The organism is Zhongshania aquatica (genome assembly GCF_027257955.1).
Classification (GTDB): domain Bacteria; phylum Pseudomonadota; class Gammaproteobacteria; order Pseudomonadales; family Spongiibacteraceae; genus Spongiibacter; species Spongiibacter aquatica.
In genome coordinates, this window is the sequence record NZ_JANZNQ010000001.1 from 140,617 (window position 1) to 158,988 (window position 18,372).

Genomic DNA, 18,372 nt, shown 5'->3' on the forward strand with positions numbered 1-18,372 from the left:
GTCTCCAAAACTGCGCTGTTTTTCCACACTTGTCGTCGTGTGCTTAAAAACTCTGATGATCAAAACAGCCACTGCCAACGATTTTACTTGGTCTCTTGCTCCGCGTCGCGGTTTTCGCCCATCGACACCAGAAAGTACTCGCTAGATTTCTTCCAATAACGGCCCCATATCGGCTGTTTATAAGGCCTAGCGCCACTAGCTGCGAAGGATTCATGTACAATCGTCGAAAACAGGGTAACTAAAACTCTACCCGAATTGTCTTACCGTTTTATGCAGGCCAAGCCATGACTTCACCAAATAGCCCCACCTTCGACAATAGCTACGTCAAACAAGCAGAACGGTTTTACAGCCCGCAAGAACCCGCTACCGTAGCAACGCCGAAGCTCGTCAGAATCAACACCGTATTAGCGGAAGAATTAGGTATTGACCCGCAATGGTTGGCCTCACCAGAGGGAATAGCAACCATGGCGGGCAATCACATGCCAGATGGCGCAGAACCCATTGCTACCGTGTACGCCGGTCATCAATTTGGCGGATGGAATCCGCAACTCGGCGATGGCCGAGCAGTATTGCTCGGTGAGCTCATTGCAAAAAACGGCACTCGCTACGATTGGCAGTTAAAAGGGTCTGGCCGCACACCCTACTCACGAGGCGGTGACGGTAAATCGCCATTAGGGCCTGTACTGCGGGAATATATTCTCTGTGAAGCAATGGCGACACTAAACGTACCTACCACCCGCGCTCTTGGCGCCGTTACCACTGGCGAGCTAGTATTTCGCGATCAAGCGCTGCCCGGCGCAGTATTTAGCCGCGTCGCCCAAAGCCATATTCGGGTCGGCACCATGCAGTATTTTGCCGCCCGTCAAGACACCGAAGCGCTGCAAAGTCTGAGCAACTATTTAATAGATCGCCACTTCCCCGATGCCGCCAAGGCAAGCAACCCCGTCTTAACGATGCTCAATGACATCATCAGCCGCCAAGCCACCCTCATTGCCAAGTGGCAATCCATCGGATTCATTCACGGAGTAATGAACACCGACAATATGCTGCTTTGCGGCGAAACCATCGACTACGGCCCCTGCGCGTTTATGGAAAATTACGACCCCGCAACCGTTTTTAGCTCCATAGACCACAACGGCCGCTACGCCTATGGCAATCAACCCGGTATTGCGCATTGGAATTTGGCTCAACTTGCACAGGCATTATTAGCCATTTTAGATAATGCCCCAGACGCCACTGAAGAATCTGCGATTGCCCTCGCCCAACAAGCCCTAGATGCCTTTCCGGAGCTATTCCTCAAAGCCTATCAAGCGATTATTAAAGATAAGCTTGGCCTTAGTAGCTTTAGCGAACAGGACGATCCCTTATTCCAAGATTTGCTCACACTCATGGAACAAGAAAAGGCAGACTTTACCCTGTGTTTTCGCCGACTGGCAGAATTGGCGGACGAAGGTGCCTGCATTAATAACAGCGTTCACGAGCTTTTTGAATTTAACGGCAACTTCACCCCGTGGTTGCAGCAGTGGCGCCAGCGTTTAATTGAAGACACCCAAACACCCGCCCAACGCCAAGCACAAATGTTTAAAGCTAACCCTGTTTTCATTCCACGGAATCATCTCGTTCAAGAAGCCATCGTCGCTGCAGAACGCAATAGCGACTTTAGTGCTTTTAATCAGCTGGTAGACGTACTGAAAACGCCCCATACTTTCGATCCAAACAAACAGCGCTATGCTCTGCCCGCCAAACCAAACGAGCGGGTACTACAAACGTTTTGCGGCACATGAAAATACCGCGCACACAACACACAAAATCAACAATCAAGATCGACAATTGACATCAAGGAATCACAATGAGAATTTGCGGCGTGGAACTCACCGGCAACGATGCCGTAGTCTGCCTACTTAATTTAGAAAACCAGCAGTTCAATATACCGGATTGCCGGGCACGTAAAATTAGCTTACCCAAAGAACACAGCAGAGAAGATTTAAAACAATTTCAAGCCGCATTCACGCAGCTAATGCGAGACTACAAAGTTGATAAAGTCGCCATCAAAGGTCGACTACCCAAGGGCAAATTTGCCGGTGGTGCAATCAGCTTTAAATTAGAAGCGGCGATTCAGCTTATTGCCGACATCGACGTTGTTGTGCTGACCTCCTCACAAGCAAAAGCGGCACTGGCGGAGAACCCCCTGCAAATTCCCTTTGCCGACACCGAGCTAAAGGGCTTTCAAGAGGCGGCATTTATCACAGCCTATGTAGCACATCAGACTATCTAGCAAGTGCTCATCCCAAGAATCATATTGCAACTGCTATTTATGTTTATGTCGCTAACTCTTCACTACACCTATCACGCGGCTATTACGCCGCGTGTTCAGAAATTGAATCCTCGATCACCTCAAAGCGCAAAGGTAAACGCTGCAATGTATGAGCAAACATAGACGCGACAAAAGGCGCATCTCCAGACATACGAATGTTCTTAGTGCGTAATAAAAACGCGCGCAAGACAATACGGATTTCGCTGCGCGCTAATTCACGCCCAATACAGGCATGAATACCATGCCCAAAAGTGAGGTGCTTTTTGCCATTAGGCCGATTCAAATCGACGCTATCGGGATTCTCAAAAACCGTCTCATCACGATTCGCGGCGGCCCACATCAAAAATACACGGCTGCCCGCTGGCAATACTACGTCATGCAATTCAGTGTCGATCTTAGTCCAGCGAAAATGCCCCTGAAACGCCGCTTCAAGCCTGAACACCTCTTCAATAAAGCTGTCCAGCTTCGTCATATCCGCGCGAACCTCCGCTTGAATTTCCGGATTTTCAATTAATAACTTTATCGCATTCCCCATACTCGTGGCCGACGAATCACTACCGGCCACCAACAACTGAAAAATACTACTCACCGCCTGCTGATCCGTCATCGGATTTTCGGGATCTAAAACCGCGCTTACAAATACACCGCAAAGATCATTGCGAGGGTGTCTTTTTGCTATCGCCAATTGCCGCCAACAATAGCGGACAAAAACTAAAATTTCGGCGCGGCTTTTTGCAATTTCTAAGGAACTAGACACTCCACTCTGGGTAGAGATGGTGTGCATACACCAATACTTAATTTTCTGATAATCCGCCACAGGAAAGCCCAATAATTTAATAATAATCTGCATGGGCAACTGCCACGCTACTTGCTGCATAAACTCCACTTCGCCACTGTCGATAAATTTATCGATCAATTCACTACAGGCACTTTCAATTTCACCCTCCAAACTTTTCACAAAGCGCGAATTCAAACCCTTGTGGCCGACCTTACGATCATTGCTGTGCTGCGGTTGATCTGCCACCGCCAACACATCACACGGCGTAAGACCCAATGCAGCAAGCCGATCCTGTTTTCGGCCTTCTTCTAAAATCGTTTGATGGGGCTTTAAACCAACAATCGCGCCCTGATGGGTAGACGAAAAAACCTCGGTATCACGACACACCGCAGCTATATCGTCGTAGCGCGACAAGCAGTAAATGCCATTTTGCAATCGGTAGACGGGATATTCCTCTCGCAACATTTTGTAAAAACGATAGGGATTTTGAAAACAGGCATTTTCGAGCGGTCTAAAGTCCTCCGGTGTTTTAGGATGTTCGGGGATCTGCGCATCACTAAGCGGTATTACTGCGGACTTAACGTCTGCCTGAGAGCGTTTCTTGCGCCAATGCATATGGCGAAGTAGCGCTTCTATTAAATAAGAAAGCAGCAGTCGACGGGAGTGATACAGTATATTTGGCATATGAGTATGCTCTAAATTATTAATCGGCGATGCTAGCACGATGACGTTTGCGAGGTAAATCCCAGCAACTCACGGTAAAGCAAACACCGTTTTAAAACTAAATCTAAAACAGCTGTTTTAGATTATGACTCGCGATTAGCGCCACTAAACAATAATCACACTACAGCTCTTCAATGTGATCGAGACACCACTGCGCGCGATCAAGGATGGCCTGCTTATTTTCATCGGCCATTTTATCCCAGTTTTTATAAATCATCCCTTGGCGCGGATTAGTGCCAAATCGATGGCGATGACGATGCATAAAGTCCCAGTACAAGCTATTCAACGGACAGGCTTTATCGCCGATTTTATCCTGTACTCGATACGCGCAATCTCCACAATAATCGCTCATTTTGCGAATATAATTACCGCCCGCCGCATAGGCTTTGGTGCCAACCAAACCACCGTCCGCGTACTGACTCATACCTCGGGTGTTTGGCATCTCCACCCATTCCAGTGCATCCACATAAACACCTAAATACCACTGATCCACCGCAGTGGGATCGATGCCTGTTAACAGGCAGAAATTACCAGTGACCATCAAACGCTGGATATGATGAGCATAGGCATAATCCAGTGATTGGCCAATAGCCTGCGACAAACATCGCATATTCGTTTTGCCAGTCCAAAAATACGACGGCAATTCACGACAAGCGGCTAAATTATTCAATTCTGCATAGCGCGGCATATTTGCCCAATAGACTCCGCGAACAAACTCTCGCCACCCCAAAATCTGGCGCACAAAGCCCTCTACCTGCGCCAAATCAACTGCGCCATCACTGGTCTCAAATGCATGCAACGCCGCATTAATAACTTGCATGGGATGCAAGATCTTTGCGTTAATCGCAAAAGACAGGCGCGAGTGATACAAACTCCAGCGCTTTGGTCCCTCGGCGGTCATTGCATCTTGAAAGCGACCAAAACGCGGTAGCAAGTGTCGACAAAAATAGTCTAATAATTCTCTCGCCTGACGCCGATTTACCGGCCATAAAATCTGGGGCTCGGGGCGCCCAAAATGTTTTGCGCCGTGGCGCTCTAGGCGCTGCAAAATTTCACTCACGTCATTGGCAAACACCAGCGGCTCCGGTAATTCAGCAATGTCATCCGCACTCAGACGATGGCGATTTTCACTATCAAAATTCCAACGTCCACCGCGTGGTAAATCATCGTCCATCAGCACACAATACCGCTGACGCATGCCGCGATAAAAATTCTCCATGCGACGATGCTTACCGGCTTTAAATTGCTGGGCGATTTCATCAAAGGGCAGTAAAAAATGTTCGCTATCGCACTCCTCAACCGTCACTGTCGACGGTGAAAACGAACGCAGCTGAGCAAGCAATCGATATTCATCTGCACGCTGATACTGAAACAACGTCGCTCGACAAGCCAGCAGCGTCGATTCAATTAGCGCGGGTAAGTCAGCGTAGGTGGCGCTGTCATCAAGCGTCAGATAATGAACACGATGACCGGCACGCTGCAAGGCATCGGCAAAGTTCTCCATAGCGGCAAAAAATGCGCAAATTTTCTGCACATGATGAAGGCAGTAATCAAGCTCTTGTTGCAGCTCCGCAATCACATAAAGGACGTCATCATCAACACGCTTGAACCAACTATGGCTGGCATTAAGCTGATCACCAAGAACTAATCTAAGGGTCTTCGCACTTTTCAAGTCGCACTCCCTTTTTTTTGTTTGGCCATACTACCGGTCGGCCTTACATGACGAGCCAAAATACGCTGCCCCTCACATTGCACGTCAGCTTGATTTCGCCACGACCACAAACGGTCGCGCGCGGCCGGCGAGGTCACGGCCAAATCTATTATCGGCTGGGGATAATCCTGACCGGGTGTAAAGCCGATCATCTGCGCTTCCAAAGGCGGTATTTCCGAAGGTTCGTGAATCAAATCTAGCGGTAATTCAGCCAACTCCGGCAGCCACCTACGGATGAATATTCCTTCAGCATCCTGTTCCTTAGATTGTTTCACTGGGTTATAAATTCGAATGGTATTAGCACCGGTAATACCAGCTTGCATCTGAATTTGTGGGTAGTGGATACCTGGCTCAAAATCCAAAAACAAACGCGCCAAATGTGTCGCTGCATACTGCCAGTGCAGATTAAGGTGATGACAAAGAAAACTCACCAACATCGCCCGCATACGAAAATTGATATAGCCCGTTGCATGCAGGCAACGCATACAGGCATCGACGAGAGGGTAGCCGGTGTATCCGTCTCGCCAAGCGCGTAAATGCTCAGCCGCCAAGTCATCATCCCTATAAGGCAAATCCGCGTATGCTCGGTTAACTGGCCGAAACTCCATCTCACATTCGCTTTCAAACTTTTGAATAAAATGACAATGCCAGTGCAAACGAGACGACAGTGCCGTCAAAGAGCGCTGCCAACCCGGCGCATTGCGATGGGCCAATAAGCGCTGATACATATCCCGTACACTGATATTCCCCCACGCCAAATAAGGCGACATTCGGGAACAAGCTTTGCGACTTGTCGACGGGCTAGATAGCCTTCGATAATATTCACGGCCACGGCCTGCCAAAAAACTATCAAGGGTTTTGTTAGCCATCTCAATGCCGCCGCGCTGAAACACATCACCACCCTGAAACCAGTCATCAGGCGGCTGAAATGGCGCCAAGGGATAATCACTCATAAAATTTGCAGTATCCAAGGCTGGCTGGCTCAGGACGCCATGCATATGCTGCTGCCAGTGTTTGTCCCAGTTCAAACGGTTATGAGCGCCACGTCGCACACCGCCGCTGGGTGATTCAAACCACGGTATCTGACGCTCCCCACACCATGCCGCAACCTCACGATCTCTAGCAAACGTGTTAGCTAATCCAATCTCTTGGTGACTAAATAGGCTATGAATACCTAATTCATCGTCAATACTTTGCAACACAGACAGCGCATCACCGTGAAATATAAATACGCGGGTATTAAAGGGCCGCAAGGCTACGTTTAGTGATTGCAAAGACTGCCATACAAAGCGCCAATGACGTCTATCATAATGGGGGTCTTGCAGCAGTATCGGCTCAAAGATATAGCAGACCATGACGCGCCGACCACTTGCACAGGCGGCAGCGAGGGCATCATGATCACGCAGGCGCAAGTCACGCTTCAACCAAACTAGGGCTAGCGAATCCGTCATTGATTCTTAGACCCATCAACGCAGGGCCAGCCCACCATGTCTTGGCTGTCTATTGCGGCACAGGTTTCCCCACCCCGCCATCGTCGTGTAAACGCACCATCGGGATCATACTGACGAGCTTGTTTTTCCAGATCAAAACGGCGATGAGCACGGGGATCGGCACCTACCCCAGCGAGATATTGCCAATTACCCCAGTTACTCGCCATATCATAGTCGATTAACTGTTGCTCAAAATAAGCGGCACCGTAGCGCCAGTCCAATTGCAGTTCGTGTACAAAACAACTAGCAACAATCTGTCGTCCGCGATTGCTCATATAGCCAGTTTCATTAAGCTGATGCATACAGGCATTTACCAACGGCCAGGGCGTTTTACCGCAGCTCCAAGCGCGAAAGCGTTCGGGATAAAAACTTGTCAGCGGCTTGTGCTCTTTAATACCTTGAAAGCAAAAGAGACGATCGGCGTGCTGATAGGCATACCACTGAAAATACTCTCGCCACAGCAACTCAAAATAAATCCACTCGGTAGAGTCGTTCGCGCCGTGGCGCGCCTCGTAGTCACGCAATTGCGAAACAATCTCCCTAGCCGATACACAGCCAAGCGCAAGCCACGGTGAAAACTTGGTGGAGTGATGCCAACTATCAAGATCATTGCGCAGCACCTTGTACTGACTCGGCCAATCACTGTCAAAATATCTCTGTGTGTGTTCTAGGCCCGCAACTTCACCACCGTAAAATCGAAAATGCTTAGCATCGTCACCAAGGGCTAAAAAACCCTCATCACGCGCTGGCAACTCCATCGCATCGGGTGGCGGTGGCAACTCGGTCAAGGTAGGCAGGGGCTGCTGAACCCGCAACGCCGCAACGGCTTTGCGAAACTGCGAGAAGGTCGGGGGTAACTCCGCAGGCGCAAATGGCAGCGCATCCCAATTAAATAGCGTATGGCTGTCTAACTCTTGAAAGCGGGTACTGGGAAAGCGTTTCTGTAACACTTGCCACTGAACTCGTTCATAACTACCAGGGTGCCGACTTTTATATACCTCATCTACCGGATACCGATCTAACAGCTCGCCAAGTCCGTCGACAGGCGACGCTCGGCAAACGATTAGACGCTGCCCCAGTGCATCTAAGTCCTCAGATAACTGGGCAATACTCTCTTCTACAAACTGCCGACGCCGATGCGATATTGACGCATCGCCAAGAATATGGGGCGAACTGCCTAACAATGCGGGGTCGACACACACCACGCACAACAAGTAATCGACTCTAGCGGCTAAGGCTCGCAGCGGTGCCAAATCATGCAGACGCAAATCATTACCGAAGTAATATAGACCAAGTTTCTTCATTCCAAACCGACATTCCACATAAATTGGCCATGTATAAAGTCACGGCAGAACACCGCCAGACTTTCATCGAAATAGTCTTTTATAGGTAAAGGAAAACAGTTTGGATTTTTAAGGGGGGGTAATTATTTGAGTGCAGCGCGAATTGAAAATAATAGGACTGAACAAATAACTGTTAGTCTAACGCTGTTATGGAAGACTTTCGCAAAAAGGCAACTCGCTATCAAATTGACTAATGGTTAAATCCCATGAGCTGCATCATCGGCAACCACGACAACAGTTTGGGCAGACGCAAGTTCTAATTTCGCACGCTCAGCCTTACTAATATATTTAGGCTTGGTGTTGATGGCCAATTTCGCATTGGCCTTTTTAATGCGCGCCTTTGATGCTGCATTGCCTTTTTTACGACGGTTCATACACTGCGCTCAATTATTGATACACGCCTAACACTAGTAAGGCGAGCCGGAGTTTAGACCCGCTTGAATCATTTTGCGAAAATCGAATAACCAGCTCGAGGAAAATGAACGTGTAGCGTGCCAAAGTCGGCACTCTCGCGGGCGACAATAATACGAGTCTCGGTGACCGCAGCTAGCGTGCCCGCAACCGGCACAACACCATAGTCCAAGGGCGCAACCTGCACTGCGGCACCAATAGCCACAGGCGAATCACTTGAACTAACTGGCAACAAACGAGGCTGCGATTCACGCGCCGCTTTAAAGGCATCTTCCTGAGAAATTTCCGAACGCGCCCCATGCCCAATATTTTCTACCCGGCTATACCACTGCTGAATCTTCTGGCTAGCAGCTAGCGGTTTCCGGTTACAACTTACGTGCAGCCAGAGTGGATGAAACACGGACAAATCCGCCACCGAGAGATTATCTCCGCCCACCCATGCGCCCTCAGTCAACCTAGTATCAAGCGCATAGAACAGGGAATCCATGACCAACTTCGCTTTATCACCTTTAGGCGGTCTACTCGTTCCGCCTTTCAATAGAGAAACGCGGTCTTTTATAAAACGATACGTTCCTATTGGGCCAAATCCTTGCAACATAGTAGTAATCAAACGAACCGGCGGTACTGTACCGATAGCCGCAAAGAAAGCCTGCCCTTCAGCTTGTTTCATCAACTCAAGCGCGCTGCCCTCTACCGCGGTAGGATCAAGAGCAGCACTACCGCTCAGTCTAGCCACTTCCTGCGCAATTAATGCAGTGTCACAAAAAATATCCGCGCCAATCTGCGCGACAGGAATTCGACGATAACCTCCAGTCAAGGGATCGAGATTCGGCCGCGGCGGCCAAGCGGGTGAAAGTAGCGAAGACCAAGGTGTATTGGTCAAGCCAAACATCAGGCGAATCTTTTCCGCGTAGGGCGATTTGTCGTAGTGATGAAGAATGATAGTTTCAGTCATATTTATATCTCTGTAGAGGTCTTAGCAAAAGCACCGCTCAAAACGGATCAAGACGAGCTGACAAGTTTAAGCACGTAAAAAACTCTTCATTAAGGCTAAGCATCACGCTCCCTTTTAGAACGTGGCCTAATAGAAGCAGCTTATTCTACTCCGTCCTTACCTACCGCAGAGGTCAAGGCGAGTTACCAAATCTACGATCAAACCCTAATACTTGCCATCATCGACTATACGCTCAAACCCAACAAGAACATGTTTTGAATACGCAAAACGTGGAAGCTACTTTTTTCGAACGCAGATTGACTATTTACGGGATTACGAATTCCCAATCCGACTAGATCAAATATTTCCGCAACGCTTTCCAGCTTGCTGGTTAAAAATCATTTCTAGATTCAGCCATCATACGTAACCTCAATGAGTATCTATAGGGCATGACATAGCACGAAGTCGCTTGTATTGCTCGGGGACGTCCATCTCTAGAGGATCTATTTTTGTATTGCGCGTTAAGCCAGTCTGACACTGTCTTTGGGCGGCGGTTAATTGAATTAATCAACGGTTTGGTATTTTTTGCTGATATTGATGGACATCATGAACTCTTATATTGATATGCATCAAGAACTCAAAGGAGAAACTGCGTCAAGATCGCCACTGGAATAGGTTAAACATACTAAACCAAGCTTGATGGACGCCACGGAGATACCACTATGTCTAATAAGTTCGACTTTGAATATACCAAGGGATACACCTCCTATCCCGAAGTAACTGACCCTCAGAACCCCGCTGCTAAAGCGCCTTATATAGATCACGGCACCGCAAAACCAGATAAAACACGCTACTACTCCCAACAAGAGCACGATCTCGAATGGCAGCATGTCTGGAGAAAGTCTTGGACATTTGCCGGACTCAGTTTTGATCTGAAGCAGCCGGGAGACTATCTACGCTACGACCTCGGCAAAGAGTCATTTATTGTGGTTCGAACCGGCAATCATGAAAATGATGTGAAGGCTTATTACAATGTCTGCCCTCATCGCGGAAACTATATTGTCACCGAGGATTTTGGCCACGTAAAAGATAATTTTTATTGTAACTTTCACGGTTGGAAGTGGGGACTAGATGGCGAAAACACCAAGGTCAAAGACGATGTAATATTTCGTGAAGAAACACTGAAGAACGACCTTTGTTTAAGAAGTGTGCGTTGTGAAATATGGAATTCGCTTATTTTCATCAACATGGATGCCGACGCCAAACCCTTGATCGACTTCCTCGATGTGATTCCCGAACATCTTAAAAATTATCCCTTCGGTGAGTTTCGCGTGTTGCGAGATTTTGAAGCCGAATGGCCAGCAAATTGGAAGACCGCCGCAGAAGCCTTTCTCGAATTTTATCATTCGGACGATGTTCACCCAGAGGTCATTCCGATTTCCTCAACCTTAGAAACTCAATACGATTTATACCAAAACGGGGTGAGTCGGATGATTATCCAGAACTGTCTCGCAACCTGCCGGATGGAGGATCAGGATGAGGTGAACCCCTACCTGAAAATGTTTGTTGAGATGTACGGCGGCGACAACAACGACTACAAAGATCTGAAAGGCTTCGAGTATAAAAAGGCCTTTATCGATACCAAACGAAAGTGGGGTAAAAAACAAGGTTATTCGTTTTTCGATAATTTAACCGACGATCAAATCGCCGATGACTGGAACTACCACGTATTTCCTAATATGACTTTGAATGTCTTCTCGGACGGGCTCTTGATTCAGTCGTGGAAACCTCACGCAAGCGACCCGCGAAAAAGCTACTACTCGGTGTTAACTCTTTGCCTACCCGTGAGCGACCCCAATACCCGCGTGATGGATATCAATAGTTTTGGCCCCGATAGTTTTGGCCCTCCCGGCTGGGACGGCTCTGAACGACCAGCTCGTTTTCGCCCGAATTGGGATGACCCGGAAGAGGCAAACGCGGAAGTTTGGGGGCGGGTCATGTGGCAAGATGCTGAACGAATACCCAATGTGCAGAAGGGAATTGAATCCGATGCCTTCTCTGGGGCGATATTGTGTGAAGCCGAAATTCGTATTCGCCACTATCTAAATGAAATAGACCGCCTGATAGGAAGGGAGTAATAGAAGTGCCTCAAGGCGTATTTGGCCTCAATTTTTACCCGTGTAACTGCATAAGTTTTATCATTTCTTATGCAGTTACAGGATCTAGGCTAAATGCGATATTGCCGTCATTCATCAGTTTTTCAATGTGATGTACCATACAGCTTAGCTTCCACTGAACAGCTATCTTCTATAAAAGGCACCGCCCCAACTTCACTCCCCCCCATACACGTGCACGGGTAAATCGATTAGACCATCCTTGCCCTTAGCCGGGCTTAGGGTGCCCGTTCACCCAACTGCTCGCCAAATAATAACTGTTGCGCCAAGGCCAGTGCGCCACCCTTAGTAGCAACCATGAGCATAGGATAGCCCCAGAATTTCTCATACACTACGGCGAGCGCCTTGATCGCCAGCCGCTTGGCAGTATTCGGCTCGATATAAATCGCTGCTTTAACGAAGGCTCTCAATTCACGCTTATGGCCTTTCATCCAAAGCGAGGTTTGCCTCTTTTCTTCCGGCGAATGTTCGTGATCACCTTTATCAAGCCCTTCATCGTTGAGCAGAACAAAGATTTCCTTACGCGCGAGCAGTGACTCGAATTCAGCAAAAGGCGAGACGTCGGGATCGGTGCCCAACGCGTTAAATCGCATCCAGACCAGAGGGAACTGCGAGGCGTCAATCTGCATACCAACACTCCTTCAAAACATAACAAAATAATGCTGGCAGCCATGCCTCATTAGAAAATCGGGCTTCTCCCAGTCGGGAAGAGCTAGGTTCCGAGTGAGCAAAACGGCCAACATAGTAGCCCTAAGATACCTAAAGGGAGGCTAGACGTCATTGCACAACTTAGCCATAATATATTTCAATTAGGCCAAAATATTTCATCTTCGATCCGAGGCTCAAAACTTACCATGTCTAGCATTGCAATCACCGACCTGACTATAAGCCAAGACGTTGACAACGTCCCACGGCCCGCTGTCGCTCTGAGTGCCACGTCGGTAACAAGTGACTGGGAACTTTCAAATCATAAGCACCACAAGGCACAACTGCTGTACTCCGTTCGTGGCATCCTTAACTGCGAAACCGAAGACGGCGTCTGGATCGTGCCGCCTCAGTGTGCCGTATGGATACCGGGAAACTTGCCCCACTCGGCCAGAGGATCAGGGGAAACGGAGTGTTATTGCCTATTCGTCGAGCCCGATGCCGCACCGAATCTTCCAAAAACCTGCTGCACGATTTCGGTTTCGCCGCTGCTACGCGAGTTGCTTCTGAAAGCGGTGGGTTTTCCCGAATTATATGTGCTAGGGGGCCGGGAAGACCGACTGATCGCCACTTTACTGGATGAGTTGGCAGCGGCGTCCGTAGAAGATCTCCATCTGCCGATGCCCCGCGATCCGCGATTGCGTCAACTCGCAAAAATGGTGCTGGCCGACCCCACAGACAAAACATTAAAGAGCGATTGGGCCACTCGCATAGGCATGAGCGAACGAAGCATGAGTCGGCTCCTGCTGCACGAAATCGGCATGAGCTTCGGACGCTGGCGTCGACAACTGCATGTGATCCTCGCACTTCAACACTTAAGCAAAGGCGAAAGTGTGCAGACGGTGGCGCTGGAATTGGGTTATGAAAATGCTAGTGGCTTCATCACCATGTTTCGCAAAGCAGTGGGCAAACCTCCAGCACGATACATCTCGGAACGAATGACCGACGAAGAGACTACGGCGGTGCCGGGCATCAAGCTTTCCGATCATGGTCTAATCTGATTTTTCCGTGACGAATAGTTCCAGCGCTTTAGCTTTAGCTTTAGTGAAGCCGACTTAATCAGAGCTGCGCTAACTGCAACAAAGCCAAAAATTAAACGGTGAGCTATCGTTACATCTCCACTTTCTTTCCTGAAACAAATAATTGCCATGACGTATCAACAGCTCACCGAGAGTAAATGAGATTTGTCATCTGCGCTAAGCGTTATGGCTCGGTTATTTCTGATTCGTCATCGCCAGTCCCCCATCCACCACCCAAGGCTTTAAAAACAGAGACACGAGCGGAAGCGACCTGTTGATCGACCGCCACCACTCGCGAACGAGCATCAATGAACGTTGATTGGGCGACGATCAGGTGAAGATACCCAATGGCGCCGCCGTGGTAACGCAGTTCGGCAAGCTTGAAGGCGTTTTCCGCCTGATCTCGAGCCTCTATCAATGCCTTGCGTTGCTCCAAGGTCGCATCGTAAGCACTGAGGGCTTGCTCCGTTTCTTTCAGCGCGGCGAGTACCACGCCATCAAATGCTGCCAGCGAGGCGGATGCCTGTGCTTTGCTTTGCTCAACCCGACGGCGTGCAACACTCGTATTGGGGAAGTGCCAGGAAATCAGCGGCCCCACGCCAAATGAAAAGCTGCGATCTCCTTTGAGATCGTCGTTACGCAAATAATTGACTGATGCCCCCAGACTAATTTGAGGATAAAGCGCCGCCACTGCCACCCCGATACGCGCGGTATCCGCCGCGAGCTCGCGCTCGGCCTGACGAATATCAGGACGACGACGCAACAGGGCCGAGCCATCCCCAACAGGTAAGGATCCGTTAATATCCGGCGCCTTGATACAGCCCCGCGCCACATCCGGCACCTGGGAAGGGGGTTTACCCAGAAGCGCCGCCAATTCAAATAATGCAGATTGCCTTTGCCCGCGCAGTACGGGCAGTTCAGCTTGAGCTTGCGCCAAGGATACATCCGCCCGATTGACATCCATACGTGACGCCGCTCCCCGACGCTCTTTTTCAACGACGATATCACGACTGCGCTGCGCCAATTCGATGGAAGCCTTAGTCACATCAATCGCATCCCCTAAGGTACACACATCAAGATAGGCTCTTGTCGTCTCGGCCACCACGATCACTCGCGCGGCATCAAGCCGGGCTGCGACGACTTCAGTATCGTAGCGTGCGGCCTCAATATCGCGTCGCACACGGCCAAACAAATCCACCTCGTAAGCCACATCCAAACCACCGGTATAAACCCACTGCTTGGGCGCTTGACCGCTGCCGCTCCAACTGGTCTGGTCACGACCATAACGCGCACCCGCTGATACATCGGTAGCTGGCAACAGGCCACTACGGGTTTCGCCGTAAATGGCACGGGCACGTTCGAGATTGGCCTGAGCCACGCGCAAATCGGTGTTGGCGAGTAGCGCATCCGACACCAATCCATTTAATACAACATCATCGTACAGCCTCCACCATTGCGCGGGCACGGACTGGTCTGTATCCAAGGTGCCGCTACGACTAACAAACGGGCCAACCGCTGAATCGTCTACTGTCGGCAACTGGTAGTCAGGACCACTGGCACAGCCTGAGAGAAATGCACCGGTAGCAAGTACCCGTATGCCATACCTAAAAAGGTCTCTGAGATTACAAACCACCCGCGTGAACCAGCGAATGTGGGTTGCCTGCGGCATTGTAGGGTTACACATGGGGTGCCTCCACACTGGCAAGCTCACGTACACGGGGACTTTCTGCTGCTGCCCGGTGATCCTTGGCAATAAAACTGTAAACCGTAGGTAATACAAATAACGTAAAGAAGGTGCCCACCAGCATACCCATAACAACCACAAGCCCAATGGAGAAACGGCTGGCCGCCCCCGCACCATCCGCCAAAAGCAGAGGCACCAAGCCCCCTACCATGGCGGCCGTAGTCATGAGGATAGGACGCATCCGCACCGCCGCCGCCTTCTCAATGGCGTCAATCCGGCTCAAATTTTCGTGATATTGAATGTGGTTGGCGAAGGTCACCATCAAAATGCCATGCTTGGAAATCAGGCCAATCAGCGTCACCAGACCTATTTGTGTGTAAATATTAAGCGTGGCATAACCCAGCCACAGCGGCACTAATGCGCCACAGACCGCTAGGGGAACCGTTACAAGAATGACTAAGGGATCACGTAGGCTCTCAAACTGCGCGGCCAGCACCAGAAAAATCACCACTAGAGCAAAGCCAAAGGAAAACAGTAACTGGTTTCCCTCCTGAATGTACTGCCGGCTATCACTGAGCCAATCCACACTGATGCCCGGAGGCAAAGCTTGCGACTGCAGGAATGCTACCGCCTCCCCCATACTCACCTCCGGTGCCGGCAACATTTCCAGCGTTGTCGAGTTCAACTGGTTAAACTGCGCCAGCTGGTTAGCCTGTGGGCGCACATCGACGTGAACAACAGTAGACAATTGCACCAGCTCACCGGAGCGAGTGCCCACATAAAGCTTACCGATGTCATCTGGCGTCATCCGTTCACTGTCGCGCACCTGGGTGATAACGTCATAGGCGCGATCATAGAAATTGAACCGGTTGATATAATTTTCGCCAACCATCACCGCTAGGGTATTGGCAATCGCCTCCATGCTGATGCCCATCGCTCTGGCTTTATCGCTATCCACAGTGATGTGCGCCTGCGGACTGTCGTAGGCAAGCGTGTTTTGCACAAACAGAAATTTACCACTGGCGTAGGCCGCCGTTTTAATGGCTTCAGCCGCTTCATATAGCGCTTTATAGTCTCCCGACGACCGCAACACCATTTGAATCGGCAAACCACCGCTTGACCCAGGGAGTGGCGGCAACTGCACTGCGGTCACAGTCAGGCCATCAATATCATCACCAGCGGCCTGAATCTGCTGCTGAATTTCTGCAGCAGAGCGGCTGCGCTCCGACCAATCTTTTAGGACTGCGCCACCAAACAAATTGTTCTGGCCACCGGCATCACCGCCCACATCCATGAAACTGCTGTCATACTCCGGAATAGCCTTAAATATCTCTTCAAGCTGTGAAACATAACGCATGCTGTATCCCAAACCGGCATACTGTGGTGCTTGGCTGATAACAACTACCATCCCTTGGTCCTCTGTCGGGGCCAATTCCTGTGGTGTACCGTTGAGAAAGACCACAATAGCTGCCAGCACCGCCACCCCCACCAGCAATACGGCACCGCGTGCAGCCAAGGTATGAGCAAGCAATGTTTGATAATAGGCCGTCAACCTAGCCATATAGCCCTCAATGAACTTTTCTAGGCGGCCCTCGCCCTGCTTGGAATGCAATAGCATGGAGCTCATCATCGGTGACAAGGTAAGCGCAACCACGCCGGAGACAATGACCGACCCCGCCAAGGTTAAGGCAAACTCTTTAAACAGCGCACCGGTCAAGCCGCCCATCACTCCAATAGGGGTATAAACGGCCGCCAGAGTGATCGTCATGGCAATCACCGGCCCGGTAATTTCCCTCGCCCCCAATAATGCCGCCTGCACAGGGGTGTATCCCTCTTCGATATGGCGATGGATGTTTTCCACCACCACGATGGCATCATCCACCACCAGACCAATCGCGAGCACCATTGCCAGCAATGTCAACAAGTTCAGAGAGAAGCCAAAGGCCATCATCAGCGCCGCCGTACCGACCAGCGACAAGGGAATAGTCACCACGGGAATAATCACCGCACGGAAGGTTCCCAAAAACAAAAAGATCACTACAATGACAATCACAATTGCCTCGATCAACGTGTGCTCGACCTCCGTAATGGAGGCATTGACGAAGCGCGCCACATCATAGACCGAAGCCACAACCACGCCAGGGGGGGCCATCTCATTCACTTTGGGAATTAAGGTTTTGGCATGCTTAACGATCTCAAGGGGGTTACCATCTGGCGCGGGGTACAAGGCCACAGTGACAGATGGTTTACCTGAGTTAAATGACACCTTATTGTAGTTTTGACCGCCGATCTCCACCGTAGCCACATCCTTCAAGCGAACCAAACCGCCGTCGACAGTGGTTTTGATTACCATCTGCCTGAAGTCTTCTGCACTGCGCAGATCGGTCGCTGCGCTGATATTGGTCAACGTCAGTTGGGTTTTCAGTTGTCCCGGCGCGGCCTGAACGTTATTGGCCTGCAGCACCTCCACCAGATCACTGGCTGTAAGCCCCCGGGAAGCCAGCCGCAACGGATCAATCCAAATGCGCATCGCTGGCTCCCTGCCGCCTTCCACACTGGCTAGGGCTACACCGGGAATACCGGCAAAAAGGGGCTGAGCCACACGTGTCGCAAAATCGGTAATCTGCTGGAGCGACAAATTTCCACCAGAGAAGGTGATGTACTGGACCGCCGTCCCACCCTCTGTGGATTTCTTGATAACCGGATCGGTAACCCCCGCAGGCAATTGATACTTAACTTCTTGCACCCTGGCTAGGATCTCGGTCATCGCGCGATCAGAGTTGGCATTGAGCAACAGCCGTGCCCTGATCTCACTCTGCCCTTGGGTCGTAGATGAACTCAGGTATTCAATCCCGCTGGCGGTCGCAATAGCCTGGGTGATCGGAGTCGTCACAAAACCCTGCATCACGTCCTGCGTCGCGCCGGGAAGCGTGGTCGTCACACTGATCGTGGCATTTTCAAGATAAGGGTGCTCCCGCACCGGCAATGCAAATACAGAAAGTAAACCCACCAGCAAAATAAGTGCGCTGACAACTAGGGCAAGGATGGGGCGGCGGATAAAAATATCGGTAAAATGCATCATGCCC

General features: G+C 50.2%; 13 protein-coding genes. 4 read left to right on the forward strand and 9 right to left on the reverse strand.

The features are described from left to right. The first annotated feature begins 284 nt into the window (after positions 1-284). Both O9X78_RS00630 and O9X78_RS00635 read left to right on the forward strand, forming a co-directional pair. Complete coding sequence (locus tag O9X78_RS00630; protein WP_269617623.1) at positions 285-1,784, forward strand: protein adenylyltransferase SelO; 1,500 nt, start codon at positions 285-287, stop codon at positions 1,782-1,784. A gap of 65 nt (positions 1,785-1,849) precedes the next feature. Then, positions 1,850-2,275 carry a DUF3010 family protein gene (locus O9X78_RS00635; RefSeq protein ID WP_269617624.1) on the forward strand — a complete coding sequence of 142 codons (426 nt, stop codon included), beginning with the start codon at positions 1,850-1,852 and terminating at the stop codon, positions 2,273-2,275. Positions 2,276-2,357: 82 nt separating this feature from the next. On the opposite strand, the gene O9X78_RS00640 is transcribed toward O9X78_RS00635, so the two are convergent. The 6 genes from O9X78_RS00640 to O9X78_RS00665 form a co-directional block, all read right to left on the reverse strand. Continuing rightward, positions 2,358-3,776, reverse strand: a complete 1,419-nt coding sequence (locus tag O9X78_RS00640; protein ID WP_269617625.1) for a cytochrome P450 — start codon at positions 3,774-3,776, stop codon at positions 2,358-2,360. Positions 3,777-3,936: 160 nt separating this feature from the next. Continuing rightward, complete coding sequence (locus tag O9X78_RS00645) at positions 3,937-5,487, reverse strand: cryptochrome/photolyase family protein (RefSeq protein WP_269617626.1); 1,551 nt, start codon at positions 5,485-5,487, stop codon at positions 3,937-3,939. After that, a complete protein-coding gene (locus tag O9X78_RS00650; RefSeq protein WP_269617628.1) occupies positions 5,484-6,977 on the reverse strand; it encodes a cryptochrome/deoxyribodipyrimidine photo-lyase family protein in 1,494 nt (497 codons plus the stop codon). Before O9X78_RS00650 ends, O9X78_RS00645 begins: the two co-directional genes overlap by 4 nt. After that, a complete protein-coding gene (locus O9X78_RS00655) occupies positions 6,974-8,320 on the reverse strand; it encodes a DASH family cryptochrome (protein WP_269617629.1) in 1,347 nt (448 codons plus the stop codon). Before O9X78_RS00655 ends, O9X78_RS00650 begins: the two co-directional genes overlap by 4 nt. 236 nt (positions 8,321-8,556) lie before the next feature. After that, positions 8,557-8,733, reverse strand: coding sequence for a DUF2986 domain-containing protein (locus O9X78_RS00660; protein ID WP_269617631.1), 177 nt, complete (start codon positions 8,731-8,733; stop codon positions 8,557-8,559). 68 nt (positions 8,734-8,801) lie between these two features. After that, on the reverse strand, positions 8,802-9,725 hold the full coding sequence (locus tag O9X78_RS00665) for a glutathione S-transferase family protein (protein WP_269617632.1): 924 nt from the start codon (positions 9,723-9,725) through the stop codon (positions 8,802-8,804). 701 nt (positions 9,726-10,426) lie between these two features. Between O9X78_RS00665 and O9X78_RS00670 the strand changes: the two genes are divergently transcribed. Then, positions 10,427-11,842, forward strand: coding sequence for an aromatic ring-hydroxylating oxygenase subunit alpha (locus O9X78_RS00670; protein ID WP_269617634.1), 1,416 nt, complete (start codon positions 10,427-10,429; stop codon positions 11,840-11,842). Between the two features lie 254 nt (positions 11,843-12,096). On the opposite strand, the gene O9X78_RS00675 is transcribed toward O9X78_RS00670, so the two are convergent. Beyond that, positions 12,097-12,507, reverse strand: a complete 411-nt coding sequence (locus O9X78_RS00675) for a hypothetical protein (protein WP_269617636.1) — start codon at positions 12,505-12,507, stop codon at positions 12,097-12,099. A gap of 225 nt (positions 12,508-12,732) precedes the next feature. Here O9X78_RS00675 and O9X78_RS00680 point away from each other — a divergent pair, with 225 nt between their 5' ends. Further along, the gene (locus tag O9X78_RS00680; RefSeq protein ID WP_269617637.1) at positions 12,733-13,584 is read left to right on the forward strand and encodes an AraC family transcriptional regulator; all 852 of its coding nucleotides are present in this window, start codon (positions 12,733-12,735) and stop codon (positions 13,582-13,584) included. Between the two features lie 202 nt (positions 13,585-13,786). Here the strand turns inward: O9X78_RS00680 and O9X78_RS00685 are convergent, their stop codons facing one another. Further along, positions 13,787-15,286 (reverse strand): efflux transporter outer membrane subunit, encoded by a 1,500-nt coding sequence (locus tag O9X78_RS00685; RefSeq protein ID WP_269617639.1) that lies wholly within the window; start codon positions 15,284-15,286, stop codon positions 13,787-13,789. Beyond that, on the reverse strand, positions 15,279-18,368 hold the full coding sequence (locus O9X78_RS00690) for an efflux RND transporter permease subunit (protein WP_269617641.1): 3,090 nt from the start codon (positions 18,366-18,368) through the stop codon (positions 15,279-15,281). The genes O9X78_RS00685 and O9X78_RS00690 overlap by 8 nt, the downstream gene beginning before the upstream one ends. Between the last annotated feature and the right edge of the window lie 4 nt (positions 18,369-18,372).